Origin of the sequence: Synechococcus sp. 8F6 (assembly GCF_002252665.1) — a bacterium.
Lineage (GTDB): Bacteria > Cyanobacteriota > Cyanobacteriia > PCC-6307 > Cyanobiaceae > Cyanobium_A.
Genome location: NZ_NQKZ01000020.1, coordinates 13,444 through 35,736 on the forward strand (window position 1 = coordinate 13,444; position 22,293 = coordinate 35,736).

Annotated in this window: 30 protein-coding genes and 1 pseudogene; 14 read left to right on the forward strand and 17 right to left on the reverse strand. The window is 66.7% G+C overall.

What is annotated here, in order from left to right:
- Nucleotides 1–54: 54 nt before the first annotated feature.
- A complete protein-coding gene (locus CJZ78_RS11755) occupies nucleotides 55–1,662 on the forward strand; it encodes a B12-binding domain-containing radical SAM protein (protein WP_094561511.1) in 1,608 nt (535 codons plus the stop codon).
- Nucleotides 1,663–1,692: 30 nt separating this feature from the next.
- Here CJZ78_RS11755 and CJZ78_RS11760 read toward each other — a convergent pair whose 3' ends face one another.
- A complete protein-coding gene (locus tag CJZ78_RS11760) occupies nucleotides 1,693–2,076 on the reverse strand; it encodes a DUF4346 domain-containing protein (protein WP_094561512.1) in 384 nt (127 codons plus the stop codon).
- Nucleotides 2,069–3,259, reverse strand: a complete 1,191-nt coding sequence (locus tag CJZ78_RS11765) for a GNAT family N-acetyltransferase (RefSeq protein WP_094561513.1) — start codon at nucleotides 3,257–3,259, stop codon at nucleotides 2,069–2,071. The genes CJZ78_RS11760 and CJZ78_RS11765 overlap by 8 nt, the downstream gene beginning before the upstream one ends.
- Nucleotides 3,260–3,333: 74 nt before the next feature.
- On the opposite strand from CJZ78_RS11765, the gene CJZ78_RS11770 reads away from it, so the two are divergent.
- Nucleotides 3,334–3,729: a hypothetical protein gene (locus tag CJZ78_RS11770; RefSeq protein WP_094561540.1), complete on the forward strand. Its 396-nt coding sequence runs from the start codon at nucleotides 3,334–3,336 to the stop codon at nucleotides 3,727–3,729.
- Here the strand turns inward: CJZ78_RS11770 and CJZ78_RS11775 are convergent.
- Both CJZ78_RS11775 and CJZ78_RS11780 read right to left on the reverse strand, forming a co-directional pair.
- A complete protein-coding gene (locus CJZ78_RS11775) occupies nucleotides 3,702–4,349 on the reverse strand; it encodes a dihydrofolate reductase family protein (protein WP_094561514.1) in 648 nt (215 codons plus the stop codon). The two genes, CJZ78_RS11770 and CJZ78_RS11775, sit on opposite strands and share 28 nt — an antisense overlap.
- A 3-nt stretch (nucleotides 4,350–4,352) precedes the next feature.
- A complete protein-coding gene (locus CJZ78_RS11780; RefSeq protein ID WP_094561541.1) occupies nucleotides 4,353–5,294 on the reverse strand; it encodes a 6-carboxytetrahydropterin synthase in 942 nt (313 codons plus the stop codon).
- A 71-nt stretch (nucleotides 5,295–5,365) separates the two neighbouring features.
- Here CJZ78_RS11780 and CJZ78_RS11785 point away from each other — a divergent pair, with 71 nt between their 5' ends.
- Complete coding sequence (locus tag CJZ78_RS11785) at nucleotides 5,366–5,992, forward strand: shikimate kinase (RefSeq protein ID WP_094561515.1); 627 nt, start codon at nucleotides 5,366–5,368, stop codon at nucleotides 5,990–5,992.
- A 2-nt stretch (nucleotides 5,993–5,994) separates the two neighbouring features.
- Here the strand turns inward: CJZ78_RS11785 and CJZ78_RS11790 are convergent, their stop codons facing one another.
- The gene (locus CJZ78_RS11790; protein ID WP_094561516.1) at nucleotides 5,995–6,255 is read right to left on the reverse strand and encodes a chlororespiratory reduction protein 7; all 261 of its coding nucleotides are present in this window, start codon (nucleotides 6,253–6,255) and stop codon (nucleotides 5,995–5,997) included.
- Between CJZ78_RS11790 and CJZ78_RS11795 the strand changes: the two genes are divergently transcribed.
- Nucleotides 6,254–6,919: a DUF6816 family protein gene (locus CJZ78_RS11795; RefSeq protein WP_094561517.1), complete on the forward strand. Its 666-nt coding sequence runs from the start codon at nucleotides 6,254–6,256 to the stop codon at nucleotides 6,917–6,919. The genes CJZ78_RS11790 and CJZ78_RS11795 overlap by 2 nt on opposite strands.
- Here CJZ78_RS11795 and CJZ78_RS11800 read toward each other — a convergent pair.
- A complete protein-coding gene (locus CJZ78_RS11800; RefSeq protein ID WP_094561518.1) occupies nucleotides 6,876–7,595 on the reverse strand; it encodes a glutathione S-transferase family protein in 720 nt (239 codons plus the stop codon). The genes CJZ78_RS11795 and CJZ78_RS11800 overlap by 44 nt on opposite strands.
- A 65-nt stretch (nucleotides 7,596–7,660) precedes the next feature.
- Here CJZ78_RS11800 and CJZ78_RS11805 point away from each other — a divergent pair, with 65 nt between their 5' ends.
- From CJZ78_RS11805 to CJZ78_RS11825, 5 genes are read left to right on the forward strand one after another with little or no spacing between them, the layout of a single operon-like run.
- Nucleotides 7,661–7,867: a DUF751 family protein gene (locus CJZ78_RS11805; RefSeq protein WP_094561519.1), complete on the forward strand. Its 207-nt coding sequence runs from the start codon at nucleotides 7,661–7,663 to the stop codon at nucleotides 7,865–7,867.
- A 2-nt stretch (nucleotides 7,868–7,869) separates the two neighbouring features.
- Nucleotides 7,870–8,262, forward strand: a complete 393-nt coding sequence (rbfA, locus tag CJZ78_RS11810; RefSeq protein WP_094561520.1) for a 30S ribosome-binding factor RbfA — start codon at nucleotides 7,870–7,872, stop codon at nucleotides 8,260–8,262.
- Nucleotides 8,252–9,901 (forward strand): glycoside hydrolase family 3 N-terminal domain-containing protein, encoded by a 1,650-nt coding sequence (locus CJZ78_RS11815; RefSeq protein WP_198953897.1) that lies wholly within the window; start codon nucleotides 8,252–8,254, stop codon nucleotides 9,899–9,901. Before rbfA ends, CJZ78_RS11815 begins: the two co-directional genes overlap by 11 nt.
- Nucleotides 9,902–9,906: 5 nt before the next feature.
- Nucleotides 9,907–11,115 carry a glycosyltransferase family 2 protein gene (locus CJZ78_RS11820; RefSeq protein ID WP_094561522.1) on the forward strand — a complete coding sequence of 403 codons (1,209 nt, stop codon included), beginning with the start codon at nucleotides 9,907–9,909 and terminating at the stop codon, nucleotides 11,113–11,115.
- An 18-nt stretch (nucleotides 11,116–11,133) separates the two neighbouring features.
- A complete protein-coding gene (locus tag CJZ78_RS11825; RefSeq protein ID WP_094561523.1) occupies nucleotides 11,134–11,943 on the forward strand; it encodes a uroporphyrinogen-III synthase in 810 nt (269 codons plus the stop codon).
- Here CJZ78_RS11825 and CJZ78_RS11830 read toward each other — a convergent pair.
- The 3 genes from CJZ78_RS11830 to zds all read right to left on the reverse strand — a co-directional run bounded on the left by CJZ78_RS11830 (nucleotide 11,927) and on the right by zds (nucleotide 14,353).
- Entirely contained in the window at nucleotides 11,927–12,346 is a 420-nt protein-coding gene (locus CJZ78_RS11830; RefSeq protein ID WP_143592919.1) for a hypothetical protein, read from the reverse strand. The genes CJZ78_RS11825 and CJZ78_RS11830 overlap by 17 nt on opposite strands.
- A 67-nt stretch (nucleotides 12,347–12,413) precedes the next feature.
- Nucleotides 12,414–12,857: an SRPBCC family protein gene (locus CJZ78_RS11835; protein ID WP_094561525.1), complete on the reverse strand. Its 444-nt coding sequence runs from the start codon at nucleotides 12,855–12,857 to the stop codon at nucleotides 12,414–12,416.
- Nucleotides 12,858–12,865: 8 nt separating this feature from the next.
- On the reverse strand, nucleotides 12,866–14,353 hold the full coding sequence (gene zds, locus CJZ78_RS11840; RefSeq protein ID WP_094561526.1) for a 9,9'-di-cis-zeta-carotene desaturase: 1,488 nt from the start codon (nucleotides 14,351–14,353) through the stop codon (nucleotides 12,866–12,868).
- A 113-nt stretch (nucleotides 14,354–14,466) separates the two neighbouring features.
- Here zds and CJZ78_RS11845 point away from each other — a divergent pair, with 113 nt between their 5' ends.
- The 4 genes from CJZ78_RS11845 to CJZ78_RS11860 all read left to right on the forward strand — a co-directional run bounded on the left by CJZ78_RS11845 (nucleotide 14,467) and on the right by CJZ78_RS11860 (nucleotide 16,925).
- Nucleotides 14,467–14,886 carry an iron-sulfur cluster assembly accessory protein gene (locus CJZ78_RS11845; RefSeq protein ID WP_094561542.1) on the forward strand — a complete coding sequence of 140 codons (420 nt, stop codon included), beginning with the start codon at nucleotides 14,467–14,469 and terminating at the stop codon, nucleotides 14,884–14,886.
- 97 nt (nucleotides 14,887–14,983) lie between these two features.
- Nucleotides 14,984–15,421: a M48 family metallopeptidase gene (locus CJZ78_RS11850; RefSeq protein WP_094561527.1), complete on the forward strand. Its 438-nt coding sequence runs from the start codon at nucleotides 14,984–14,986 to the stop codon at nucleotides 15,419–15,421.
- Nucleotides 15,418–16,662, forward strand: coding sequence for a lipid-A-disaccharide synthase-related protein (locus tag CJZ78_RS11855; protein ID WP_094561528.1), 1,245 nt, complete (start codon nucleotides 15,418–15,420; stop codon nucleotides 16,660–16,662). Before CJZ78_RS11850 ends, CJZ78_RS11855 begins: the two co-directional genes overlap by 4 nt.
- Nucleotides 16,659–16,925 carry a hypothetical protein gene (locus CJZ78_RS11860; protein WP_094561529.1) on the forward strand — a complete coding sequence of 89 codons (267 nt, stop codon included), beginning with the start codon at nucleotides 16,659–16,661 and terminating at the stop codon, nucleotides 16,923–16,925. Before CJZ78_RS11855 ends, CJZ78_RS11860 begins: the two co-directional genes overlap by 4 nt.
- On the opposite strand, the gene CJZ78_RS11865 is transcribed toward CJZ78_RS11860, so the two are convergent.
- Nucleotides 16,882–17,817 carry a TIGR01777 family oxidoreductase gene (locus CJZ78_RS11865; protein WP_094561530.1) on the reverse strand — a complete coding sequence of 312 codons (936 nt, stop codon included), beginning with the start codon at nucleotides 17,815–17,817 and terminating at the stop codon, nucleotides 16,882–16,884. The genes CJZ78_RS11860 and CJZ78_RS11865 overlap by 44 nt on opposite strands.
- An 87-nt stretch (nucleotides 17,818–17,904) precedes the next feature.
- Between CJZ78_RS11865 and ndhO the strand changes: the two genes are divergently transcribed.
- Nucleotides 17,905–18,192: an NAD(P)H-quinone oxidoreductase subunit O gene (ndhO, locus tag CJZ78_RS11870; RefSeq protein WP_094561531.1), complete on the forward strand. Its 288-nt coding sequence runs from the start codon at nucleotides 17,905–17,907 to the stop codon at nucleotides 18,190–18,192.
- 343 nt (nucleotides 18,193–18,535) lie between these two features.
- Here ndhO and CJZ78_RS11880 read toward each other — a convergent pair whose 3' ends face one another.
- The 7 genes and pseudogenes from CJZ78_RS11880 to CJZ78_RS11900 form a co-directional block, all read right to left on the reverse strand.
- Nucleotides 18,536–18,763, reverse strand: a complete 228-nt coding sequence (locus tag CJZ78_RS11880; RefSeq protein WP_094561533.1) for an addiction module protein — start codon at nucleotides 18,761–18,763, stop codon at nucleotides 18,536–18,538.
- Nucleotides 18,764–19,031: 268 nt separating this feature from the next.
- Nucleotides 19,032–19,154, reverse strand: coding sequence for a hypothetical protein (locus CJZ78_RS14695; protein WP_255373987.1), 123 nt, complete (start codon nucleotides 19,152–19,154; stop codon nucleotides 19,032–19,034).
- Nucleotides 19,106–19,264 carry a hypothetical protein gene (locus CJZ78_RS14850; RefSeq protein WP_198953898.1) on the reverse strand — a complete coding sequence of 53 codons (159 nt, stop codon included), beginning with the start codon at nucleotides 19,262–19,264 and terminating at the stop codon, nucleotides 19,106–19,108. Before CJZ78_RS14850 ends, CJZ78_RS14695 begins: the two co-directional genes overlap by 49 nt.
- Before the next feature lie 56 nt (nucleotides 19,265–19,320).
- Nucleotides 19,321–19,965, reverse strand: a complete 645-nt coding sequence (locus CJZ78_RS11890) for a DnaJ domain-containing protein (protein ID WP_233128768.1) — start codon at nucleotides 19,963–19,965, stop codon at nucleotides 19,321–19,323.
- Nucleotides 19,966–20,155: 190 nt separating this feature from the next.
- Entirely contained in the window at nucleotides 20,156–21,691 is a 1,536-nt protein-coding gene (locus CJZ78_RS11895) for an iron uptake porin (RefSeq protein ID WP_094561535.1), read from the reverse strand.
- A 262-nt stretch (nucleotides 21,692–21,953) separates the two neighbouring features.
- A complete protein-coding gene (locus tag CJZ78_RS14700; protein ID WP_255001082.1) occupies nucleotides 21,954–22,088 on the reverse strand; it encodes a hypothetical protein in 135 nt (44 codons plus the stop codon).
- 92 nt (nucleotides 22,089–22,180) lie between these two features.
- Nucleotides 22,181–22,293, reverse strand: a pseudogene (locus CJZ78_RS11900) (photosystem II D2 protein (photosystem q(a) protein)); the annotation flags it as partial.

Sequence of the window (22,293 nt, forward strand, 5' to 3'; positions counted from 1 at the left end):
TCCCAGCGCAGTCCAAGCGCCCTGGTTCAGCCCCTTTCCAGCTCTGCTGCCTGTATGCGCACCCTGTTTGTCTACCCCGAGTTCCCGAAAACCTTCTGGAGCTACGAAAAAATCCTCGAGCTGATCGATCGGAAGGTCCTTCTCCCCCCGCTCGGCTTGGTAACGGTGGCGGCCCTGCTGCCCCAGAGCTGGGAGATGAAGCTGGTGGACCGCAATGTGCGCGAGGTCACCGATGCCGAGTGGGACTGGGCAGAGCTGGTGGTGATCTCCGGCATGATCGTGCAAAAGGGCGACATGGCGGTGCAGATCGCCAAGGCCAAACAGCGCGGCATCCCGGTGGCCGTGGGCGGCCCGTTTGCGAGTTCAACCCCGGATGCGCCGGAACTCGATCTGGCCGATTTCAAGATCCTCGACGAGGGCGAAATCACCCTACCGATGTTCATTGAAGCCTTGGAGCGGGGCGAACGCCAAGGCCGATTCAGCTCCGATGGGGTCAAGCCGGATGTCACCGGAACACCGATCCCGCGCTTCGACCTGCTCGAGCTGGACGCCTATTCGGAAATGTCGGTGCAGTTCTCCCGAGGCTGCCCCTTCCAGTGCGAGTTCTGCGACATCATTGTGCTATATGGCCGCAAGCCACGCACCAAAGCGCCAGAGCAACTGGTTGCTGAGCTCCAATCGCTTTACGACCTCGGCTGGCGGCGCTCCGTGTTTCTGGTGGATGACAACTTCATCGGCAACAAGCGCAACGTGAAGCTATTGCTGCCCCTGCTGCGCCAGTGGCAGATCGACCATGGTTTTCCCTTCAGCTTCGCCACCGAAGCCTCGGTTGACCTCGCCGCCGACGACGATCTGATGCAGATGATGGTGGAATGTCGCTTTGAGAGCGTCTTCCTGGGCATCGAAACCCCCGACGAATCCAGCCTGGAAACCGCCGGCAAACTTCAGAACACCCGCAGTTCCCTGGAGGATTCGGTCAACAAGATCACGTCCTATGGCCTGCGGGTGATGGCGGGATTCATCATCGGCTTCGATGGTGAGAAAGAAGGGGCTGGTCGCCGGATCGTTGAATTTGTGACCCGCACCGGCATTCCCCACGCGATGATGGGCATGCTGCAGGCTCTCCCCAACACAGCCCTCTGGCATCGCCTTGACAAGGAAGGCCGGCTGATCGAAGGCAAAGCCGCCGCCAAAGGCGTCAACCAGACCAACCTGCTCAACTTCATCCCCACGCGGCCAATTCGTGATATCGCCAATGAATACGTGGACGCCTTTGGCGCGCTCTACGAACCCAATGCTTTTATTGATCGCGTTTATTCGTACTTCCTGAAACTACCGCCCCAGAAATACAAGGAACTCGTCGTTCCGGGCAGCCGTCCGTCGAAGCCTCCCAGCTGGATTGATCTGCGCGCTCTCGGCATCATTCTCTGGCGCCAGGGGGTGAAGCGGAACACACGGGTGCGCTTCTGGAAAGCCCTCTACGGCATGGCGAAGCACAACCCCAAGCGCTTCACCGGGTTCCTTTCCATCCTGGCGCACAACGAGCATTTCCTCGAATACCGCGCCATCGTGCGCCGCGAAATCGAGGAGCAACTCACCACCCTGCCGCCCGATCCGCCCAAGGCTCCGGCTGAACCCAGCCGCGAATTACAGCCGGCCTAACTGGCCTCAAGCACTCAGTCCTGCACGCGTTCAGTCCTGCACATAGTCGAGGCCCTGCTCCAGGCAGGCCTCGGCGCGCTGGAGTTCTCGGCCGAGATACAGGGCGTGATCCAGGCGGCTCAGGGGGTGGGGGCCAGATCCCTCCGTGAGGGCAATTCCCAGCTGCTTGGCGGATCGAGCCCGATACACGGCCACCGGCCGGCGGGGACCGCCGCCACAGCAGCTCAACACCTCACCGGTGTCTGGATCGGTGGCCAGCCCGCGCTCATCAATGCCATTGCCGTAGTGCTCGGCCACCAGCTCGGCCGCCTCCCGATCGATACGAATCAGGAAATAGCCGGCGGGATCCAGATCGATGAACCGCTGGGAGAGCTGCTCGTCGAGCTCTTGGCGGGTGAAGGGCACATCAGGCATGGGGTGGATCGTAGGAAGCCGTGAAGGGCAACTCAGCATTCATCGCCGCCATGGCCTCAGCCATCTCGGTATTGGCCCCTGGCAACCAGCGGCGCAGGATCCCGGCAAAGCGCGGATCACTCCAGCGGTGCAGGCTGACGCGGGGCTGGGCCACAAAGCCACGGCGGCGTTTGTGGCTGCCGCCGGCCCCGGGATCGAACCCACGGATGCCCCGTTCGATCGCCCAGGCGATCGGCGCGTAGTAGCAGACCTCGAAGTGCAGGCAGTCGATCTCCTCGTCGCTGCCCCAGTAGCGCCCCCACAGCTGATCGCCGGCATGCACGCAGAGCGACATCGCCACAGGCTGCGTCGGTTCGCCGCGGTGGGCACTGAACAGCACCAGATGCCGGCGCAGCTCAGGGTCGGTGGCCAGGGCTTCAAAGAACGTCTCGCTTAGGTATTTGCTACCCCAGGGACCCCAGCGGCTGCAGTGCTGGGCGTAGAAATCGTGCATGCGCCGCACCAGGGCAGGGGGAATGGCGTCCCCCGCCAGTGGGGTGACCGTCAGACCAGCAGCCCCCACCGCCTGGCGCTCCCGCTTGATGTTGCGGCGCTGGTTGGCATTGAAACTGGCCAGGTAGGCGTCGAAATCGCTGTGGCCGGGATTGGTCCACAGGCTCTGCTGGTTGACCCAGGCCGCACAACCAGCCGCCTCAGCCAAGAGCTGCCACTGGGGGTCGACATAGAGAAAGTTGCAGCTGAGGATGCCCTGCTGACGGCAGAAGTCGTCGATCAGCTCCAGCATCAGGGCCGTGAGCGCGGCAGCATCTTCAGCGGGATCGATCAGGAAGCGGTAGCCCTGCACCGGGCTCACCGGGCTCATCCCCACCAACTTCGGGTAGTAGCGCAGGCCCAGTTGTCCGGCGAGCTGGGCGAAGCTCTGGTCGAACACAAATTCGCCGTAGCTGTGCCCCTTGAGATACAGGGGGGCCACCGCCAGCAGCTCCCCTCCGCGCCACAGCCCCAGATGGCAGCTCTGCCATCCCTCGCGCGGCACGATGCTGCCGCTGGACTCGAGCTGGTGCAGCCAGCGCCAGCGGTAAAACGGCAAGCTCTGGGGGTGGGCAGCAGCCAGCAGGGCGTCCCAGCGGTGCTCCGGGATCTCCGTGAGGCTCTGATGCCAGCGGGCTTGCAACTCAGCCATGGCTGCTACGACGGCCGGCAAGGGGGGGAAGGGGCAAAACTAACCAGAGCTGTGCTGCCCTGGTGCCCCAACTGATGCGTGCCCTCTTCACCCCGGCGCACCTGTTCACGCCCGTCCTGCTGACCAGCCTGCTGCTGCCGGTGCTGCAGCTGATGCGCCCCCAGCTGGAGCAGCGGCTCACAACCATGTGCGTGGAAACGGCATCCGCCGGCAATGCCAGCCTGGCCGCCAAACTCGAGGCGCCCTGCGCTCAGTTGGCCAAACCCACCAGCCAATGCCTGGTGCAGGAAACCGCCTCCAGCGGCCGCAGCCTGGCGGTGTTGGGCGAACTGATCCGCGGCGACTTCGGCGCCGAGAGCGAACTGGTGGTGAAACGCTGCCTGGCGCGCATGCTGGGTCTGCCCGCCGGCAGCCTCCAGCACATCCCCTTCAAGGAGCTGGCTCAGGGCTTCGCCAAAACGCGGCGGTAACGCACCAGCAACTCATCGCCCTCCAGGCGCCGATGCTCTTCGAGACGCCAGGCGCCTGCCTGGACGGCCGCCTGCAACGGCACCCAGCTATGGGGTCCGCCTAGCACTTGGGGGCAGAGGGTGAGCTGCAGCTCCTCGATCCAGCCTTCCGCCAGCAGGCCCGCCGCCAGGGTGGCGCCGCCCAGCACCACCAGCCGCTCCAATCCCGCGGCCTGGAGAGTAGGCAGGGCAGCAGACCAAGCCTCCAGGCTCAGCTGTCGCTGAAATCCCGGCAGGGGACATGCCCCCGACGGAGCCAGCAACCAGCGCTGCAACGGCTGCTGCCAGAACGGCAGCTCGGCGGGAATCTGGGCGGTGCGGGTCACCACCAGCGCCACCGGTTGATCGCTGCGGCCAGCGGCGGCCCGCTGGGCCAGCAGATCGGGGGCATGGATCAGACAGGTGCTGCCGTGGCGCCGCAGGGTTTCGGCACCGATCAGGCAGCCGTCGGCCCAGGCCAGGGCCTCCTCCAGCACCCGACGATCACCCGCACCCCCCAGCTGCGCAGCTCCACCATCTGGGGGAGCCAGGCGGCCGTCGAGGCTGACGGCCAGCACCAGGCGCAGCTTTGGCACCGGCAGCGCTCAGCCGGCCACCAGGGCTTCCAGGGCAGCGGGCACCATCTCCAGCTGGGGGGTTTCGGCAAACACCTCGGCGGCGTTGTTGGGGCTCTCCTGCAGGCGTACCTTGTGGAGCCGGGCGCCGGTGGCGGCGATCGGGGCGCTCAGCAGATCAGCGATATGCAGGGCGATGTTCTCGGCTGTGGGCACGGTGGCAGCGAAGTGCTCCACATCTTTGTTGAGGAAGGTGTGGTCGAAGGGCTCCACCACCAGGTCGTCGACGAGCTGCTGCAGGGCCGCCAGGTCGCAGACCATGCCGGTGCGGGCATCGATCGGACCTCGCACGGTGACATCGAGCAGGTAGTTGTGGCCGTGGCCGTGGGGCCGGGCGCACTTGCCGTAAATGGTCTCGTTCTCACTCTGGGAGAGCTCGGGCCGAGCCAGGCGATGGGCGGCGGCGAAGTGGGTGCGGATCGAGAGGAAAGCTTCCATGGGGGTCGGGGTGGAGCCGGGGGCGAGCAGGTCGACCCAGAGCGTTTCGGTTTCGTGCAGACGCAGCCCCACCAGGGGCAGCTTGGGGGCCAGGCGGGTCCAGATGGCCTGGCAGAGGGCTTCGGTGGTGGGCAGCCGACCCTCCGGGCGGCTCAGGTCAAACTCCGGCCAAGCCTCATTGAGACAACGGAAATCGAGCTGAGCCGTGACCTCGGCGCGAATGGCGTGCTTCACCTCCGAGAGATTGAGCACCATGCCATCGGCATCCAGGGGCCCACCCATCGCCACGATCAAGGTGTAGTTGTGGCCATGGCCCGGCGCCAGGCTGCAGGGCCCGAAGCGGGCTTGGTTGTCCTCGGGGCTGAGCTCGGGCAACCAATACCGATGACTGGCACTGAAGGTGGCCCGGCGCGTGATCACACAGGGCCGACCACGCCCATGGGTTGGGCCTTGGGCGGTTGCAGTAGCCGTCATCGCCCAGGACTTGAGGCACTCCATCCTAGAAACGGCCAGGGCCGCGGCGTCTGTGCCATGAAAACCTCCCCATGACCACCCCCAGCCACCACGCCCTGGCCCAGCGGCTGCAGGGGCTCAACCTGTATTTGGTCGGCATGATGGGAGCCGGCAAGAGTGCGGTCGGCCGCCCCCTGGCCGAAGCGTTGGGCTACCGCTTCCTCGACGCCGACGACGCCCTCCAACAGGTGGCGGGCCGCACCATCCCGGACATCTTCGCCAGCGACGGCGAGGTTGGCTTTCGGGAGCTGGAAACGGCGGTGCTGGGCCAGATCGCTGGCTGGCATTCCCTGGTGGTGGCCACCGGCGGCGGGGTGGTGACCCGACCGGAAAACTGGGGACACATGCGCCAGGGCGTGGTGGTGTGGCTGGATGCGCCGGCACCGCTGCTGCTGAAGCGGCTGCGAGCCGATCCCACCCCCCGGCCCCTGCTCCAGGCCGACGATCCCGGCGCCCGTCTGGGTGAGCTCCTGGCCCAGCGGCAACCGCTCTACCGCCAGGCCGACCTGCAGGTGCCTCAGGGGGGCGAAGACCCCGCCCAGGTGGCCCAGCAGGTGCTGGCAGCCCTGCCAGCGATTCTCAAAGAGCCGGCCGCCGCCCCCGAAGCCCCGATCCGCCTCCAGAACGACAACGGTGAAACCACCGCGAGCCTGAACTGAGTTCAGCCGGGGGGCTCCAGTCGCACGGCGAACCACTGGATTGACAAGCCTGGGGCGAGCTCCAGTTCGCAGGCCGTTTCCAACAGCCGCTGGGCCTGCTCCGCAGGAGTGGCCAAAGCCGCCAGATCCGCCGGCACCTGCTCCAGGGCCGTGAGCTGAGCCGCCAGCCAGGCCAGGGTTTCGGCGGCGGTGAGAATCCGTTCCTCGCCGGCAGGCTCCAGCACCACGTAATGATCAAGCTCCCGCAACAGGGGATCGGACATGACTGGCGCCCTACTGGCCCCCATTCTGGCGCTGCTGCTGGCGGTCAGTCCCGGCGTGCTGGCGGAGCGGGCCGCCCACTGGCCCGAATGGCGCTTGCCCGCCCCCCTGGAGCGCCCCTCGAGCCGACCCGGGCACCAGGACCTCACCTACCCCGCCTGGATGGAGGGCGGCTGGCGGGTGCGCAGCGACGACCTCGACTACCGGGTGCAGTTCGAACGCAACGCCAACGGCGCGGTGGTGGGCGATCGGGCCTTCAACGCCACGGCGATCGGCCGGGCCCTGCTGGGCAAAGCGCTGCTGCAGGTGGCCAATGATCCGGCCAACCCCAACCGCCAAATCGCCGTGCTGGCTGGCGATCAGCGGCTGGAATCGACGGTGGTGGGGCGCCGCAGCGAACAGCCGGATGCGACCCACTTCTGGACCGACGAGCTGGCCCTGCAGGTGCTGCATGGCCCCGGCGATCCGCGGGTGAGCCGGGTGGAAACCCTGAGCCGCTACAGCGTCCGCTCCGATGGGAGCGTGGGCGCCGAACAGTGGCAGGCCAGCTACCCCTCACCGGCCCTGGGGTTGGCCGCCGCGGCCAGCAGCAGCGGCCACTACAGCTTGGAGCTGACGCCCGTTAGCCCCGTCCCGCCTCCACCGCGATCCGATCCCGCCAGCTGAACAGGGGTTCCAGCAGGGGATGGTCGGCGATGCCGCTGACCCCCAGACCCGCCAGGGGCACGCCGCTGCTGGCTGGAAACTTCAACAACCCCAGCTGGGCCGCCACCGCCAGATCGGCCAACGTCAGGCGGTCGCCCACCAAGTAGGGCTGGTCGGCCACCAACAACGCCAGCTGCTCCAGGTTGGTCTGCAGCTGTTGGCATTCGGCCGTGCCCACCACGCTGGCCACCGCCTCGCCTACGCCGGCCATCACCCCCGCCGGCAGGCTGCTCACCAGCTGGCGCAGGGGGCCCGGGGTGGAGTCCGGCAGCAGGGCACTGCGCAGCACGGCATCGCTGGCAGCGGCCTGCACCAGGGCCAACCGGCAACCCGCGGCCAGGGCCGTATCGGCCCAGTCTTCGATCAGCAGCACCCGAGCCCGCTCCGCCGGGGTCTCCGGCAGCAGGCGCGGCTCAGGATGATGCCGCTCGAGGTAGAGCGCAATCGCGGTGGAATCGGCGATCACCTCACTGCCGTCCACCAGCACCGGCACCTGGCGCTGGCCGGAAAGGCGGAACAGCTCCAACTGGCCGATGCCGGGGGTGACCTCCACCACGGTGTAGTCGAGGCGCTTGGCGGCAAGCACCAGCCGCACCTTCTCGCAGAAGGCGGAATGCCTGAACTGGTGCAGCTGCATGCGTCAAACTCCGCCTCTGGGCGGCAGAGTAGCCAGCACGCAGCAGGCACCGACCACTCCGGGCAATGAAGGACTTCTTCCTGAACGTGACGCGCTACCCGCGCTATCTGGTGGCCTTCGGCCTGGGGGTGGCCAATTCGGTGTTCGAGCCCCTCGCGGCCCGGGGCCGCAATCCAGTCACGGCGGTGGCCCTGATCGGGGCGGGCGTCAGCGGCATGCTCAGCCTGGCGCTGATCCTGCGTGCGATGGTGAACCCAGCACCGCTGGCATAGCCATGGCACAGAGCCGACGGGTGGAGCGGGTGGCCTCCCTGATCCGCCGCGAAGTGAGTGAGCTGCTGATCGGCGGCATCAAGGACGAGCGGGTCAGCCAGGGCATGGTGAGCGTCACCACCGTGGAGGTGGCCGGCGACCTGCAGCACTGCAAGATCTTCGTGAGCATTTTCGGCAGCGAGGACGATCGCAGCCAGGCCATGGAGGGTCTGCGCTCGGCGAGCGTCTACGTGAAAGGTGAGCTGGGCCGGCGGTTGAAGATGCGCCGTACCCCCGAGGTGGTGTTCGTGCTCGACCGCGGCCTTGAAAAAGGCACCTCGGTGCTGGGCCTGCTCAACCGACTCGAGGAGCAGCGGCAGGAGAAAGGTGAACCGGCCGAGGCCAGTGAGCTCTGAGGCCGCGCCTGATCCGGCCCTGCTGCGGCTGATTCACCAACTGCTGGTGGTGCGCGCCAGCGGCACCCTCGCCGACCACCAACGGGGCTACCCCCGCTGGGAACTGCCCAATGCCCAGCTCCGGGCCGTGTTGGAGGCCGGGGTGGGCGGCGTCATTCTTCTCGGCGGCAGCGCAGCGGAGGTGGCCCTGCGTTGCGCCCAGCTGCGGCGCTGGGCCGGCCAGCCACTGCTGCTCTGCGCCGATGTGGAAGAAGGGGTGGGCCAACGCTTTGACGGGGCCACCTGGTTGGTGCCGCCGCTGGCCCTGGGGCGCCTCTACCGGCAGGAACCGCAGCGGGCGGTCGCCCTGGCTGAGTGCTACGGCCGCTGCACCGGCCGGGATGCCCGGGCCCTGGGCCTCAACTGGGTGCTGGGGCCGGTGTGCGACGTCAACAACAATCCCGCCAACCCCGTGATCAACGTGCGGGCCTGGGGGGATGACCCTGCCTCAGCGGGGGCGCTGGCGGCGGCCTTCGTGAGGGGCGCCCAATCCGAAAAGGTGCTCGCCTGCGCCAAGCACTTTCCCGGCCACGGCGACACCAGCAGCGATTCCCATCTCACCCTGCCGCTGCTGCCCCACAGCCGCGACCGGCTGGCGGCGATCGAACTGCCGCCCTTTGAGCAGGCGATCGCCGCCGGGGTGGCCTCCGTCATGACCGCCCATCTGATGCTGCCCGCCCTTGATCCGGAGCGGCCCGCCACCCTGTCGAGGCCGGTGCTCACCGGGCTGCTGCGCGAGCAGCTGGGCTTTGGCGGGCTGGTGGTGACCGATGCCCTGGTGATGGAGGCCATCACCAGCCGCTACGGCGCCGGCGAAGCGGCGGTGCTGGCCCTGGAGGCCGGCGCCGACCTGGTGCTGATGCCCGCCGATGCCGCGGCCGCCATTGCGGCCATCGCTGAGGCCGTGCACAGCGGCCGACTCAGCCGGGACCAACTCGAGGCCAGTGCCGAGCGCCGCCGCCGGGCCCTCGCGTGCTGCGCCGAACCGGCGGCCGCCCCAGACCCCGAAGCCGCCGCCCAGCCCGACCAGGCCCTGGCCCTGGAGCTGGTGATCGCCACCCTGGAGGCCAGCCGGGAGGAAACGCCGGATGGCGGCAGGACTGCGACGGACCCGACGGCCGGACAGCCAGGAATCAACCTGATCCGCCTGGATTCGGCCCTGGCCGCCCCCTTTCTGCCCGCCACCGCCCCAGCCCTGAGCCGCCCCGAAGCCCGGGGCTGGCGCAGCGTGCTGCTGGAGAGCCGCAGCCCCAGCCTCTGGAGTGGTGTCGCCGACGCTCCCCTGGCCCTGGAGCACCTGGGCCCGGGGCCGGTGCTGCTGCAGCTGTTTGTGCGGGGCAATCCCTTCCGCGGCAGCGCCGGCAGCGCCGAACCCTGGCCAGCTGCGCTGCAGCAACTGGTGACGGCGGGGCGGCTGGCCGGCGTGGTGGTGTATGGCTCGCCCTACCTGTGGGAGGAGCTGCAGCCGCTGCTGCCCGCCGGGATTCCGGGGGTTTACAGCCCCGGCCAGATGCCCCTGGCCCAGGCGGAAGCGCTCAACCGGCTGGGCAGGGGGCTGGGGCTGGGGGACACTGAAGCCGGCGCCGGCTTCACCGACTGACGCCCATGCTCAGCCTCTCGATGATCGTGCGCAACGAAGCCGAGCGGCTGGAGCGCTGCCTGGTCTCGGTGGCGGGGTTCGTGGATGAGATGGTGCTGCTCGACACCGGCTCCACGGATGCCACCGTCGCCGTGGCCGAGGCCTGCGGCGCCGTGGTGCACCAGCTGCCTTGGCCGGGTGATTTCGCCCCGGCCCGCAATGCGGCCCTGGAGCACGTGCGCGGCGACTGGGTGCTGGTGCTCGATGCCGATGAGTGGCTGCTGCCCGAGGCCCGCGAACCCCTGCGCCAGCTGATGGCGCAGCCGGATCTGCTGCTGATCAACCTGCTGCGCCAGGAGCGGGGGGCGGCCCAGTCGCCCTACTCCAACGTCAGCCGCTTGTTTCGCCGCCATCCGGCCATCCACTGGAGCCGGCCCTACCACTCCATGGTGGATGACAGCGTGCTGGCCCTGCTGGAGCAGGAGCCCCACTGGCGCCTGGCCGATTGCGATGTGCCGGCCATCGCCCATGACGGCTACAGGCCCGAGCTGCTGGCCAGCAGCACCAAGGCCGAGCGGCTGCGCCAGGCCATGGAAGCCGACCTGGCCGTCCACCCGGGCGACCCCTACGCCTGCGCCAAGCTCGGCAGCCTGGAGGTGAGCGAGGGCAACCGCGAACGCGGCATCGCCCTACTGGAGCAGGGGCTGGCCCACTGCCCGCCCTGCCGCCATCCCGAGCGCTATGAGCTGCTGCTGCACCTGGCCATCGCCCACGCCAGCAGCGCCCCGGCCCGCGTCGAGCAGCTCTACCGCCAGGCCCTGGCCCTACCGCTGCCGCCGCGGCTCACCCTGGCGGCCCGGCTCAACCTGGCCGGCCTGCTGCAGCAGGGGGAGGCGCAGGGGCATACCCGCCTGGAAGAGGCCTGCAGCCTCTGCCGCGAAGCCACCGCGGCTGCCCCGGAGCTGGCCCTGGGCTGGCTGCATCTGGGGCTGGTCGAGCGGCGGCGGGGCCGGCTCCCGGATGCGATCGCGGCCTATCGCGCCGCCCTGCAGCGCGATCCCAGTCTGGCCGCCGCCCAACAGAATCTGGCGGTTGCGCTGCTGCTCGGCGGTGACATCCCCGGCGCCCGTTCGGCCTTTCGCCAGGCGATCGCGCTGCTGGTGCAGCAGAACCGCGGAGACGAGGCCGAGGCGCTGCGCCGCCAGGCCGGCACGATGGTCAAGCTGGACGACTGACCCCAGGACTGCACCGCCATGACCCTGGCCCCCGAGTTGTCCCTGAGCGGCCGCACCATCGCCGTAACCCGGGCCGAGACCCAGCTGGGAGAGGCCCGGCGGCTGTTTGAGGCGGCCGGCGCCACGGTGGTCGACCTACCGGCGCTGGTGGTGACGCCCCCCGATGAATGGGGGCCCCTCGACGACGCCCTGGCCGAGCTCGACGACTTCCACTGGTTGGTGTTCTCCAGTGGCAATGGAGTGGAGGCCGTGGAGCAGCGGCTGCGCCGCCTGGGCCGGTCCCTGGCCCGGCGCCCCGCCAGCCTGAAGCTGGCCGCCGTGGGCCGCAAAACGGCAGCCCAGCTGGATGCTCTCGGCGCCAGCGCCGATTTCATCCCGCCCAGCTTCGTGGCCGACAGCCTGCTGGAACATTTCCCTGCCTCGGGATGGGGACTGCGGCTGCTGCTGCCTCGGGTGCAAAGCGGTGGCCGCACCCTCCTGGCGGAGGCCTTCGCCGAGGCCGGCGCCCGGGTGGTGGAGGTGGCGGCCTACGAAACCCGCTGCCCGGAGGGCTTGCCCAGCGCCGCCGTAGCAGCCCTGGAGCAACGGCACCTCGACGCCATCACCTTCAGCAGCGGCAAAACCGTGAGCCACACCTGCCAGATGCTGGAGGCGGCCTACGGGCCGGCCTGGCCGCGCCAATTGGATGGGGTGGCCGTGGTGTCGATCGGCCCCCAGACCAGCGACCGCTGCCGGCAGCTGCTGGGCCGGGTGGATGGCGAAGCCGATCCACACGATCTGGCAGGCCTGGTGGAAGCCTGCAGTCGCAGCCTCAGAGCTCAGCCGTAACCGATTGCTTGCCTTGCCGCAGGGTGAGGCGCCCCTGCTGAACATCAATGCTGGCCACGCTCCAACCCGCCGGCAGCAGTGGGGTGGTGCGACCGCCGCGCTGGCCCACCCGCAAGGTGCCTGTTTCGCCCTCGAACTGCACCAGAGCTTCGGGCGTGCCGCCGGAGCGGATCACGCCATTGAAAATCAGACCCGGCGGCAGACTGAGCGGGGCCGAACTCCCCCCGGAGCCCCCCACCGGAGCGAAGGGGTCCACTCGCCCAGAGGCGATAGAAGCCACCACCTGGCTGGAACTGGGCAGGGGCGTGAGCCCAGCCGGAGGGCCCGGAGCGGCCATCGGGGGCGAGGCGGCTGGAGACGACCCAACCACGGCCGAAGGGGGCGGCGGCAGCTGGCTGGTCATCTCCGGGGGTTGCTCCCCACCACAGGAGGCCAGCAGTAGCGCAGCCCCTACAGCCACAGTGGCGAACCTAGGCATAACGGGTTTCAACCAGGTCACGGAAACGGTCCAGGTTGGCCTGGAGCTCCTTGGTGACGATCCCCCCCAGGATGCTGGGTTCCATCAGCGGTGCCAAGACCCCCGGCAACTCATAGCTGACACTCAGCTTCACCGCCGTCAGTTGGGGGGCTTGCGGATAGAAGCGCACCGCCCCTTTGGTGGGGAGGCCTCCCACCGACTCCCAGTGCAGCTGCTGGGCCTCCACCCGTTGGCTGATCCGGGCCTTCCAGTGGAAGCGAAAGCCCTGAGCCGCCAGGGTCCAGTCGGTGAGATCGGGGTCGTTCGGTTCGGTCACCACCGACTCGATCCAGCGCATCCATTCGGGCATGGACTCCAGATCACTCCACACCTCCCACACCTGCTCAACCGAAGCCCGGATGTCCGTGGTGACGCTGTGCTCGAGCCAACGGCCCATGGAATCTCCTAACTAACAGAGGTATTGGTGGCCAGGGCCACGGGGCGGTCCAGGATCGCCGCAGCGGCCAGACGTCCACTCATGGTGGCGCCTTCCATCGAATCGATGTAGTCCTGTTTGGTGTAGCTACCGGCCAAAAAGAAGTTGCTCACCGGTGTGCGTTGATCCGGCCGGTAGGGCTCCATGCCGGGGGCCTCGCGATACAGCGACTGGGCCAGCTTCACCACATTGCTCCACACCAGCGTGAGGCCTGCGGCGGAGGGGAACAGCCGGCGCACCTGGGCATCGGTGGCGGCCACGATCTCCTCGGTTTTCTTGGGGATCCAGGGATCGCCAGGGGTGAGCACGCACTGCAGCAGGGAGCCCAGGCCCTGCTTGCGGTAGTCCTCTGGGCTGGCCAGGGCCAGATCGGCGAAGCAGCTGAAGTCGGCGTCGGCGGTGTAGAGGAGGTTGTTGAGGCCGGCGGGGCGGCTGAGATCGCCGCGGGCGGCCTGCGCGGCGGGGGAATCGCCCAGTTCAGTCACCCAGCCGTCGTAGCGCAGCTGCACGGTGGCCACCGGCACCGCTTCGAGCTGGTAGAGGTTGTCGAACAGGCTGTGGCTGCGCCAGGCCTCTGGGATCATCCGCTGGATGCCGGGCACATCGCAGGCGGCCAGGTAGGCATCGGCCTGCACCTGGATTTCACCCTCAGGGGTGCCCAGGGTGAGTCCGGTGACACGGGTGTCGGCGCTGGGGGTGGCGCCAGCCTCTTCGTAGTGGATCTCGGTGACCCGGTGGCGCAGGTGCAGCCGGCCGCCGCGCTGCTGGATGTAGTCGAAGATCGGGCCGGTGAGCCAGCGGTGGGGCGAACCCTTGAGCAGATTGAGCTTGGAGGCCTCGGTTTTGGATGCAAACATCATGAAGATGGTGAGCATGCAGCGGGCCGAGATCGCCTCGCAATCGATGAAGCCCAGGGCATAGGCGATCGGATTCCACATCCGCTCGATGCTCTGTTGACTGCCGCCATGGCCAACAAACCACTCCTGGAAGCTGATGCGATCCAGCGCGCGGATCGTCTTCATGGCGCCCTCGTAGTCGACCAGGCCGCGCACGATCGGGCTGGTGCCCAGGGCCAGGGCGTTGCGCAGCTTGTCAACCCAGTCGAGCTGGGGTGTGGTGAAGAAGGCCTTCAGGCCGTTGAAGGGAGCGCCGAGGGCGAAGCGGAAATCCAGCTCGCGCAGGTCGCCGCCCGTGTTCACGAACAGGTGGGTGTGATCCTTGGGCAGCAGGTTGTCGATCGCACCCACCTTGCGCAGCAGGGCGAAAAGGTTGGCGTAGTTGAAGAAAAACACATGCAACCCCATCTCGATGTGGTTGCCGCCCTCATCCACCCAGCTGCCCACCTTGCCGCCCATGAAGGGCCGCGCCTCGTAGAGATCCACCTGGTGGCCGGCATCCACCAGATCCACCGCCGCCGACAAGCCGGCCAGTCCTGAACCCACGATGGCGACGCGCACCCTGCTGCTCCTTGAGTGGGAACGACTCTATGGAGCGGGCCAGCCCGGCAGCGACTGGGCGGGCTCCATACGATGGGTGGAACAGGCCCAATCCCCCGATCACCCCGCCCATGATGAGCAGCGAGATCGCCGAAGCCCAGGCCGCCACCGACGCGGTACCCCAGGCCACCTTCACCGCCAGAGACGGCAAGGGCATCCAGATCACCGAGCCGGCCATGAAGCAGCTCGCCGCCCTGATGCAGCAGCAGGGCCCAGACAAGGTGTTGCGGGTGGGCGTGCGCTCGGGAGGCTGCAGCGGCATGAGCTACACGATGGATTTCATCGCTCCGACCGAGATCCGCAGCGACGACGAGCGCTACACCTATGAGCCAGCTGGGGCGCCCAGCTTCGAGGTGGTGTGCGACCCGAAAAGCCTCCTCTACATCTACGGGATGCAGCTGGATTTCTCCAGTGCCCTGATCGGCGGCGGCTTTAATTTCACCAACCCCAACGCCACCCAGACCTGCGGCTGCGGCAGTTCGTTTGCGGTGTAGGCCATGGCCAAGCTCCTCAGCGCAGACCTCCCCGCTGATCGTGGAGCTGGCCGACAAGGTGGCAATCTGAGTCCACGATCAGGCCTGTCGACGCCCCATGACCTCCCCCGAAGCCACCACCCAGGAAGCCCCCTCCCTGTTTGACCAGGCCATGGAGCGCTACCAGCAAGGGACCGCGCCGGCAGAGCTGATCGACAGCTTCCTCACCATCACCGAACAGGCCCCCGGACAGTCGGCTGGCTGGACCTGCCTGGCCTGGCTGCAGCTGCTCGACGACCAGCCCCAGGCAGCCCTGCGCTCCGCCAAGACGGCCGTTCGCCTCAATCCCCAGGACCCGCAGGCCCGCATCAATCTGAGCCTGGCCATGCTCGAGACCGGCGCCAAGGGTGTGCGGGAGCACATCGAAATCGTGCAGCGTGTGATGGCGATGGCGCCGGAGATGGCTGAAGAACTGCAGGAGTCGATTGCCGATGGCCTCCAGCGCAAACCTGGCTGGAAGGCGATGGACAAGGTGAAGGCCTGGCTGGCGGGTTGAAACCGGTTCTGCTGCTCAGCAACGGCCACGGGGAGGACCTCAGCGGCGCCCTGGTGGCTGCCCAGCTGATCCAGCAAGGCATTTCCGTGGCAGCCCTGCCCCTGGTGGGTCATGGCAACCCCTATCGCCAGCTGGGGGTGCCGGTGCTGGGGCGCACCCGCAGCTGCAGCACCGGCGGCCTGGGCTACACCAGCCTGGCCGGACGCCTCAGCGAGCTGATGGAAGGCCAGCTGCTCTACGTGCTGGGCCGGCTGCTGCTGCTGCGCCGCCACCGGCGGCACTACGGGCTGGTGGTGGCCGTGGGCGATGTGCTGGCGGTGCTGGGGGGCTGGCTGTCGGGGCTACCCACCGCCGTGTATCTGGTGGCCTACTCGAGCCACTACGAGGGCCGCCTGCGGCTGTCCTGGCCCTGCGGCTGGCTGCTGGGTCGGCCCAGCATCCGGGCGATCTGGAGCCGCGATTCCCTCACCGCCACCGACCTCGCGCAGCAACTGGCGCGGCCGGTGCACTTTCTGGGCAATCCCTTCCTCGATGTGGTGAACGCGGCCAACCCCCACGGGCAGCAGCAGCAGCCAGAAGCGGTGGCGGCGGGCCTGGAACTGGCGCTGGTGCCGGGCAGCCGCCTGCCGGAAGCAGCCCGCAACCTGGGCCTGATGCTGCAGGTGTTGGCGCTGTTGCCGGACAACTGGATGCAAGTCCAGGGGCTGCGGCTACGGGCCGCCCTGGTGCCCGACCTGGACCGCCGCCGCATCGCCCAACTGGGGCAGACCCTCGGCTGGCGGCTGGAGGGGGAGGATCGCCTGGTGCGCGGCCCGCTGCTGCTGGAGCTGGGCTGGGGGCAGTTCACCGAGATCCTGCGCGGCGCGGCGCTGGTGCTGTGCACCGCCGGCACGGCCGCCGAACAGGCGGTGGGGCTGGGCAAGCCGGTGTTGCAGCTGGCGGGGCGGGGCCCTCAGTTCACGGCGGGCTTTGCCGAAGCCCAGCGCCGGCTGCTGGGCCCCGGCGTGCACTGCGCCCCCGGCCCCAGTGGCCAGGCCCGCACCCTGGCCACCTCGGCCCACCTGGTGCAGATCCTGCTGGATCAGCAGCGCGATCCCCACCACGGCCCCCGATTGCAGCGAGAGCTGGCGGCCATCGGCCTGGAGCGGATCGGCAGGCCGGGCGGCAGTGCCGCGATGGCCTCGGCGATCATGGAGCTTCTGGCGGATCCTGCCGCCCTCACCTCCCCGAATCGGCCATGACGGCGCCCGACTCTTCTCCAGGCCTGCTGCGGCAGCTCAAAGGCGCCATGGACACGGTGCTGGTGGTGGATGTGTTTGTGGTGATCGCCGGGGCCCTCTGGTTTGCCACGGCGGTGGTGTTGCACAGCCAGAAGGTGGAAGCCCCATTGGAGTTGTTTCAGCGGCTATGGGAGCCGCTGTTCACCCCGGCGATCGGGCTGCTGATGGGGGCCGCCCTGCTCAGTGGGGTGCTGGGCTGGTGGCAGCAGCGAGGGCAGCGTTGAGCTGGGGGTATTGGTAGGCAAAGCCCTGGGCCTGTAAACGTTCAGGCAGCACCTGCTGACCCTCGAGCACCACCTGGGCACCGTCACCGAGCAGCAGTTGCAGGAGCGGCCCAGGCACGGGCAACAGGCTGGGCCGGCCCAGGGCCTGCCCCAGGGCAAGGGCGAAGCTGCCCATGGTGGTGGGCTCCGGGCTCACGGCGTTGTAGACCCCGCTGAACGAGACGTCCTCCAGGGCGGTGGCGATCAGGCGGCAGAGGTCGTGGCGGTGAATCCAGCTCATCCACTGGCGACCGGAACCCACCGGTCCGCCGAAGCCCATCCGAAACACCGGCAGCATCTTGCCGAGAGCACCGCCATCGGGGCCGAGCACGATGCCGATGCGCAGCTTCACAACCCGACAACCAGCGGGGGCTTGATCGGCGGCGTCTTCCCAGCGCTGGCAGATTTCGGCCAGAAAGTCGTTGCCGGCCGGGCTGGTTTCCTGGAAGCGGGCCTCCAGGCTGGTGCCGTAGAAGCCCACGGCCGATCCGCTCACCAGCACCGCCGGGGGCGTCTCGAGCCGTGCCATGGACGCCACCAGCAACTCGGTGGTGCGCACGCGGCTCTGTAGCAACACGTCCCGGTGGGCCGGCGTCCAGCGGCGATCGGCGATCGGCTCGCCAGCCAGGTTCACCACGCCGTCGGACTGGGACACGGCCACGTCGAGGCCGTTGTGGGCCCAGCTGGCGTGATCGGCAGGATCGAGATGGAGGCAGGCGAGACGCTTGCCCACCAGGGCCGGGAAGGGCTGGGCCTGTCGGCTCACCAGGGTCACTTCGTGACCGAGCTCGAGCAGAAAGGGAACAAGCTCCCGGCCGACGAACCCCGAGCAACCCAGCAGCAGCAGGCGCATTCTTCCTCTCTCGCGTTCAGGGAGGATAGGCATCGAAGCCTGGCCTGCGCCGCCGGCCTTAGCCTGTGGCCAACTGGAGTTCTTGCCATGGCTGACGCCCCCGCTGCCGCCGGCTCTGCCACAGCCGCCCCCGCCGCTCCTGCTGCGCCGGCCAGCCAGCCGGCACTGAAGAAAGGAAGCCTGGTGCGGGTCAACAGTGCGGCCTACGCCGGCAGCCTGGAGGCGCGCGCCAGCGATGGCCTGCCGGGCTATGTGATCGAGGGGCCCGGCGAGATCCTGGCGATCAAGGGCGACTACGCCCAGCTGCGTTGGCGCCGGCCGGTGCCGGATGTGTGGCTGCGACTGGATCAGCTGGAAGCGTTTCCTACGGCATGAGAACACCTGGCAAAGCAGGGATCAAGCTCTATTGAAGAGCTCGATTAAGCGTTATCGATTCGTGATCGCCAGTATCCTGGCCGTCTAGAGAGATGTGCGAACGCAAAGATGACGATTTCATCCTTGTGGCAACGATAGACAACGGCAAACGGAAAATCCCTGACGAGCAATCGCCGGGTATTTCCCCTGTACTGCGAACCAGTCAGGGGGTAGATAAGAGCACGCAACACCGCTTCTTGAACTGAAGCCAGAAACCGGGAGCCCAATCCAGCTTCCTTACTTTCAAAGTATTCTACTTCCGCAATCAGCTCAAGCTTGGCTGCATCCGCAATCCGAGCGGTTCTCACCGAAGGATCGCACTCGCTTCGGCAAATACATCATCAGCGCTATGGGTTGGCATCAATCCACGATCAACAGCGTCTAGACGGTGCGCAACCTCGTCCTGCCAGGCAGAATCAATTTCATTTGTTGAAGAATGCAAAGATTCCAGCATCACCTCAGCAAGTCTTGCTCTGTCCTCAGGGCAGAGAGTTCGAGCTTGCTCTTCGAGTCGCTTCAGCAGGGGCGTCATGCGTCGATGGCGGAAGTTGATTCACAATTCTAGCCCCGGCAACTTCGGCTGCCTTGGCTAAAGCTGAGGGATCGTCCCATTTAACCGTCCCCACCGCCTCCTCAGACACCAACGCCGTCGTCGGCTCCAACAGCTGCCGGTTGCTGCCGGGGTCAGCAATGGCTGCGGAGAGCCCACCCTCGCCCGGATAGACGGTTGCCGTGAGCAAAGGAGGCTGTAGTCATGTCACCCAACATTGATCATCAAACGGTAGAAGATGGGATCCGGATCACATGCCATAGATCTGCTGGCAGGTGGCTGCAATCTCACGAGCAATGATCGGATTACGCACCGCACCAGCCATCACCAAGTCCACCTCAGCACCAAGCAAATGGTGAAGCGCATCACGCATGCCGAAAAGGCATGGGCCTTGCGAACAGGCGGCATCGGCTGGAAATCAACCAGGAAGTCAAGATCAGTCAGACCCGGTTGATAGTCAGGCCGAAGCACTGAACCAAACACAAAAAGCCGATCAACACGGTGCTGGCGGCAGAGCTCATTCTGCCGGGCGCACGCCCTCAACGCCGCAGCTGACGGGAATCGGCCAGCAACTGGCTGCGGCGAGCCTTGGCCTGGCGCAACAGCTCACGGGCATCGCGCAGATAGGAATCCACGTAGCCGAGCGTGTAACGCTCGAGATCAGCGAAAGCATCCTTCACCAGGCTGAGGCAGTGGTAGAGGGCGAGGCTGAAGCTCTCTACCCCTGCTGGACAGGAGCGGGAGCGGTAGAGGGCTTCCACCTTGACCAGGCGCGCCTGGCTGACCTCCAGAAAACGGCAAAACGCCTCCATCAAGGCGTCGTCGTAGGGATCGGCGGCCAAAGACTTGAGTTGGCCCGGGAAGGAGTTGATCACCTGAGCGAGAAACCGATCGCACGGAGCCACCACGAGCTGCAGCCAAGCAAGCAGATCCTGCTCAGTGGCCGTTGCCGTAGGGGGAGCAGCAGACTTGTCTGGCGCCTTGCCCCTTTGACGGGTTGTGGTGGTGCGGCAGGCGTGGTCGTGGCGGTGGCGGCGGTCGGCGTCGCCGAGCACCTCCCAGGCGGCATTGAGGGCCAGGATTGTGCGGTCGTCGCCACCGGCATCGGGGTGGTGCTGTTTCACCAGGGCCCGGTAGGCGGCCTTGATTTCGGCAGCCGTGGCAGCAGGCGACACGCCCAGCACGCGATAGGGATCGGCAGCAGCCAGGGCAATGCCTCCGCAAGCAAAACGGCTCAGGCGATGACTTTATCCAGCAGCGGCCGCCCAACAAAAAACCCCGGCTTGCGCCGAGGTTGATCGAGGTGTGTGTTGAGAAGTGGAGGACGCAGGGCCGGAGGTGTGTGAGGGATCCGGCCCAGTTGTGTTCTGTGGATCAGAACTTGAAGGTGGTCTTCAGCACGACGCCGTAGGTGTCCTCGTTGCGAGGACCGCCTGTAGCGGAAAGGTCTACACCACCGCCATCAATCCAGAAGAAGCCAGGAGTCACACTGATGTTGTCAGTGACCTGGAACTTGTACCACACCTCAATGCCGAACTTCTCTTGGAGAGTATCAGCAACCGCGCTGTTGTTGATGGTGCCAGCGATATTGGTGGGGGCGTGACCCAAACCGATCCCGAAGGCGTTGCCCTTCATGAAGGCATCATCCCACTGAAGGCCAACCATCCACGACCAGGAGTCGTCGTTGGGGTTGGAACCATTCCACTGGGAGGCACCGAAGCCGGCGCTGATGGAAGGGATCAAACCGGACTCTTCAGGCTGCCAGTAGGCACTGAAGCCGTAGTTGTTAGAACCAACTGCTGAGTAAGTACCGCCCGCGTTTGCGATGTTGGCAGCTTCAATGTAGTTGTAAACAATCGCAGCGCCCCAGTTGTTGGCGGAATAGCCAACCTGAATCGTGGTGGTGCTGCCATCACCGAAACCGCCGCCGATGGTTGTACCAGCAGTTGTACCAACTCCGTTATTGGTACCAACTTCAGCCGAGGCTTCGTTGGACACGTAGTTGGCACTGAGGCTAAAGCCGTCCTTCTCATACCAGAGGCCAACACCAGCGCCAAGGTTCAGGCTGTAGGCGTTGTTGGCACCGCCGTAGGTGAAGCGATCGAGGATCGAATCAGCCGGATACACGCTCGGCCACATGGCCAGCATGTCGTCTTGGCGCACCTTGCCGCCGAAGGTAGCAGTGAAGTTTTCGCCGATCGGGAACTGATAGAAGAGGCGGTCGATCGAAACCACATCAGGACCAGCTTCCTCCTGGAAAGCCACTTCCATCAGGGTGTTGCCACCGCCGAAGGCGGACTCACCGAAGTTGCCAGCACGCAGGGTGGTGCGCAGCAGATCCTTGCCGGTGAAGCTGGTGTCGAGGATCAGGCGAACGTCATAGTTAAACGACACCTGCTCGGCTTGCTCGGTGACGGTATCTGGATTCACCGCAGCGGATGCACCGCCGACCACGAAGGTGGCGATACCCTTCAGCTTGGTGGTGGTGGAGAACTGGTTGGCTTCCAGTTCGCCCACTTTGGCCTCAAGACCGTCCACGCGGCCCTTGAGGATGGCGAGTTCCTTCTCGAACTCGGCCATCAGCTTCTTGAGCTCGTCGGTCACTTCGGTGACGCGGTCGAGGCAAGCGTTGAGAAGAGCAGCTGCTTCGAAGCGGGTCATGGCCCGGCCACCCTTGTAGGTGCCGTCGGGGTAACCAGCGACGCAGCCGTAGCGCTCGATCAGGTTGGATAGAGCCTGGTAAGCCCAGTCGGTGGGCTTGACGTCAGAGAACTGGGAGATGCTGGTGACTTGCTCCTCGGAGGCATACTTGTTGACGCCGTCCAGGTTGAGCTCAGCTGCGGTAGCGGCCACGGGGGCCAGCAGACCGAGGGCTGCAGGTGCAACCAGGAGTTGCTTAAAGAGTTTCATGGGTTCCTCACACGAGATGGCGCAATGCGCCGCATACATAATCGCCGGATAACACAGCAGCGGCGTCTGCTCCTGTGCCAGTGCGCACAATGGCCTGTGCCAGTGCGCACAATGGCCTGTGCCAGTGCGCACAATGGCCTGTGCCAGTGCGCACAATGGCCTGTGCCACTGCGCACAATGGCCTGTGCTGCAAAAACGATGCCCCCGACGGGCACAGGGCTCGCCGGGGGCTCTCGCCGGGCTGCATCAGCCGCGAAACCAACTAGAGGGCGTTCTCCGCGATCAGCAGACCCTGGGTGAAACAACTGGAACTCACGGGCACCTCCTCCTCTGGGGATTGGGGCCAGCCGGCGATGCCTTCGGCACCACCTGAGCCCAAGGGCCAGGACGGCGCCACACCACTGCTGACAGAACGCTGTAAATGTAGCCAAGAAAAAAGCGCCCCCGTGGGAGCGCTTCTTGGTCGGCAAAAACCGTTGAACCCTTGAATCAAAGAGCGTTGCCGCGGGGCAGAACCTCTTCAGGGAAGACGAAGTTTTCGTGCGGCTGGTCAGCCGGTGCCATCCAGGCACGCAGACCTTCATTCAGAAGAATGTTCTTCG

Excerpts from the sequence above, each read along its gene's own strand:
- CJZ78_RS11820 (WP_094561522.1), top strand. The coding sequence starts at position 9,907 with ATGCTCAGCCTCTCGATGATCGTGCGCAACGAAGCCGAGCGGCTGGAG.
- CJZ78_RS11755 (WP_094561511.1), top strand. The coding sequence starts at position 55 with ATGCGCACCCTGTTTGTCTACCCCGAGTTCCCGAAAACCTTCTGGAGC.
- CJZ78_RS11835 (WP_094561525.1), bottom strand. The coding sequence starts at position 12,857 with ATGGGCCGTTGGCTCGAGCACAGCGTCACCACGGACATCCGGGCTTCG.
- CJZ78_RS11845 (WP_094561542.1), top strand. The coding sequence starts at position 14,467 with ATGAGCAGCGAGATCGCCGAAGCCCAGGCCGCCACCGACGCGGTACCC.
- CJZ78_RS11780 (WP_094561541.1), bottom strand. The coding sequence starts at position 5,294 with ATGACGGCTACTGCAACCGCCCAAGGCCCAACCCATGGGCGTGGTCGG.
- ndhO (WP_094561531.1), top strand. The coding sequence starts at position 17,905 with ATGGCTGACGCCCCCGCTGCCGCCGGCTCTGCCACAGCCGCCCCCGCC.
- CJZ78_RS11805 (WP_094561519.1), top strand. The coding sequence starts at position 7,661 with ATGAAGGACTTCTTCCTGAACGTGACGCGCTACCCGCGCTATCTGGTG.
- CJZ78_RS11865 (WP_094561530.1), bottom strand. The coding sequence starts at position 17,817 with ATGCGCCTGCTGCTGCTGGGTTGCTCGGGGTTCGTCGGCCGGGAGCTT.
- rbfA (WP_094561520.1), top strand. The coding sequence starts at position 7,870 with ATGGCACAGAGCCGACGGGTGGAGCGGGTGGCCTCCCTGATCCGCCGC.
- CJZ78_RS11880 (WP_094561533.1), bottom strand. The coding sequence starts at position 18,763 with ATGACGCCCCTGCTGAAGCGACTCGAAGAGCAAGCTCGAACTCTCTGC.
- CJZ78_RS11790 (WP_094561516.1), bottom strand. The coding sequence starts at position 6,255 with ATGTCCGATCCCCTGTTGCGGGAGCTTGATCATTACGTGGTGCTGGAG.
- CJZ78_RS11895 (WP_094561535.1), bottom strand. The coding sequence starts at position 21,691 with ATGAAACTCTTTAAGCAACTCCTGGTTGCACCTGCAGCCCTCGGTCTG.
- CJZ78_RS11860 (WP_094561529.1), top strand. The coding sequence starts at position 16,659 with ATGACGGCGCCCGACTCTTCTCCAGGCCTGCTGCGGCAGCTCAAAGGC.
- CJZ78_RS11785 (WP_094561515.1), top strand. The coding sequence starts at position 5,366 with ATGACCACCCCCAGCCACCACGCCCTGGCCCAGCGGCTGCAGGGGCTC.
- CJZ78_RS11830 (WP_143592919.1), bottom strand. The coding sequence starts at position 12,346 with ATGACCAGCCAGCTGCCGCCGCCCCCTTCGGCCGTGGTTGGGTCGTCT.
- CJZ78_RS11770 (WP_094561540.1), top strand. The coding sequence starts at position 3,334 with ATGCGTGCCCTCTTCACCCCGGCGCACCTGTTCACGCCCGTCCTGCTG.
- CJZ78_RS11825 (WP_094561523.1), top strand. The coding sequence starts at position 11,134 with ATGACCCTGGCCCCCGAGTTGTCCCTGAGCGGCCGCACCATCGCCGTA.
- CJZ78_RS11795 (WP_094561517.1), top strand. The coding sequence starts at position 6,254 with ATGACTGGCGCCCTACTGGCCCCCATTCTGGCGCTGCTGCTGGCGGTC.
- CJZ78_RS11850 (WP_094561527.1), top strand. The coding sequence starts at position 14,984 with ATGACCTCCCCCGAAGCCACCACCCAGGAAGCCCCCTCCCTGTTTGAC.
- CJZ78_RS14695 (WP_255373987.1), bottom strand. The coding sequence starts at position 19,154 with ATGCGTGATGCGCTTCACCATTTGCTTGGTGCTGAGGTGGACTTGGTG.
- CJZ78_RS11760 (WP_094561512.1), bottom strand. The coding sequence starts at position 2,076 with ATGCCTGATGTGCCCTTCACCCGCCAAGAGCTCGACGAGCAGCTCTCC.
- CJZ78_RS11800 (WP_094561518.1), bottom strand. The coding sequence starts at position 7,595 with ATGCAGCTGCACCAGTTCAGGCATTCCGCCTTCTGCGAGAAGGTGCGG.
- CJZ78_RS11765 (WP_094561513.1), bottom strand. The coding sequence starts at position 3,259 with ATGGCTGAGTTGCAAGCCCGCTGGCATCAGAGCCTCACGGAGATCCCG.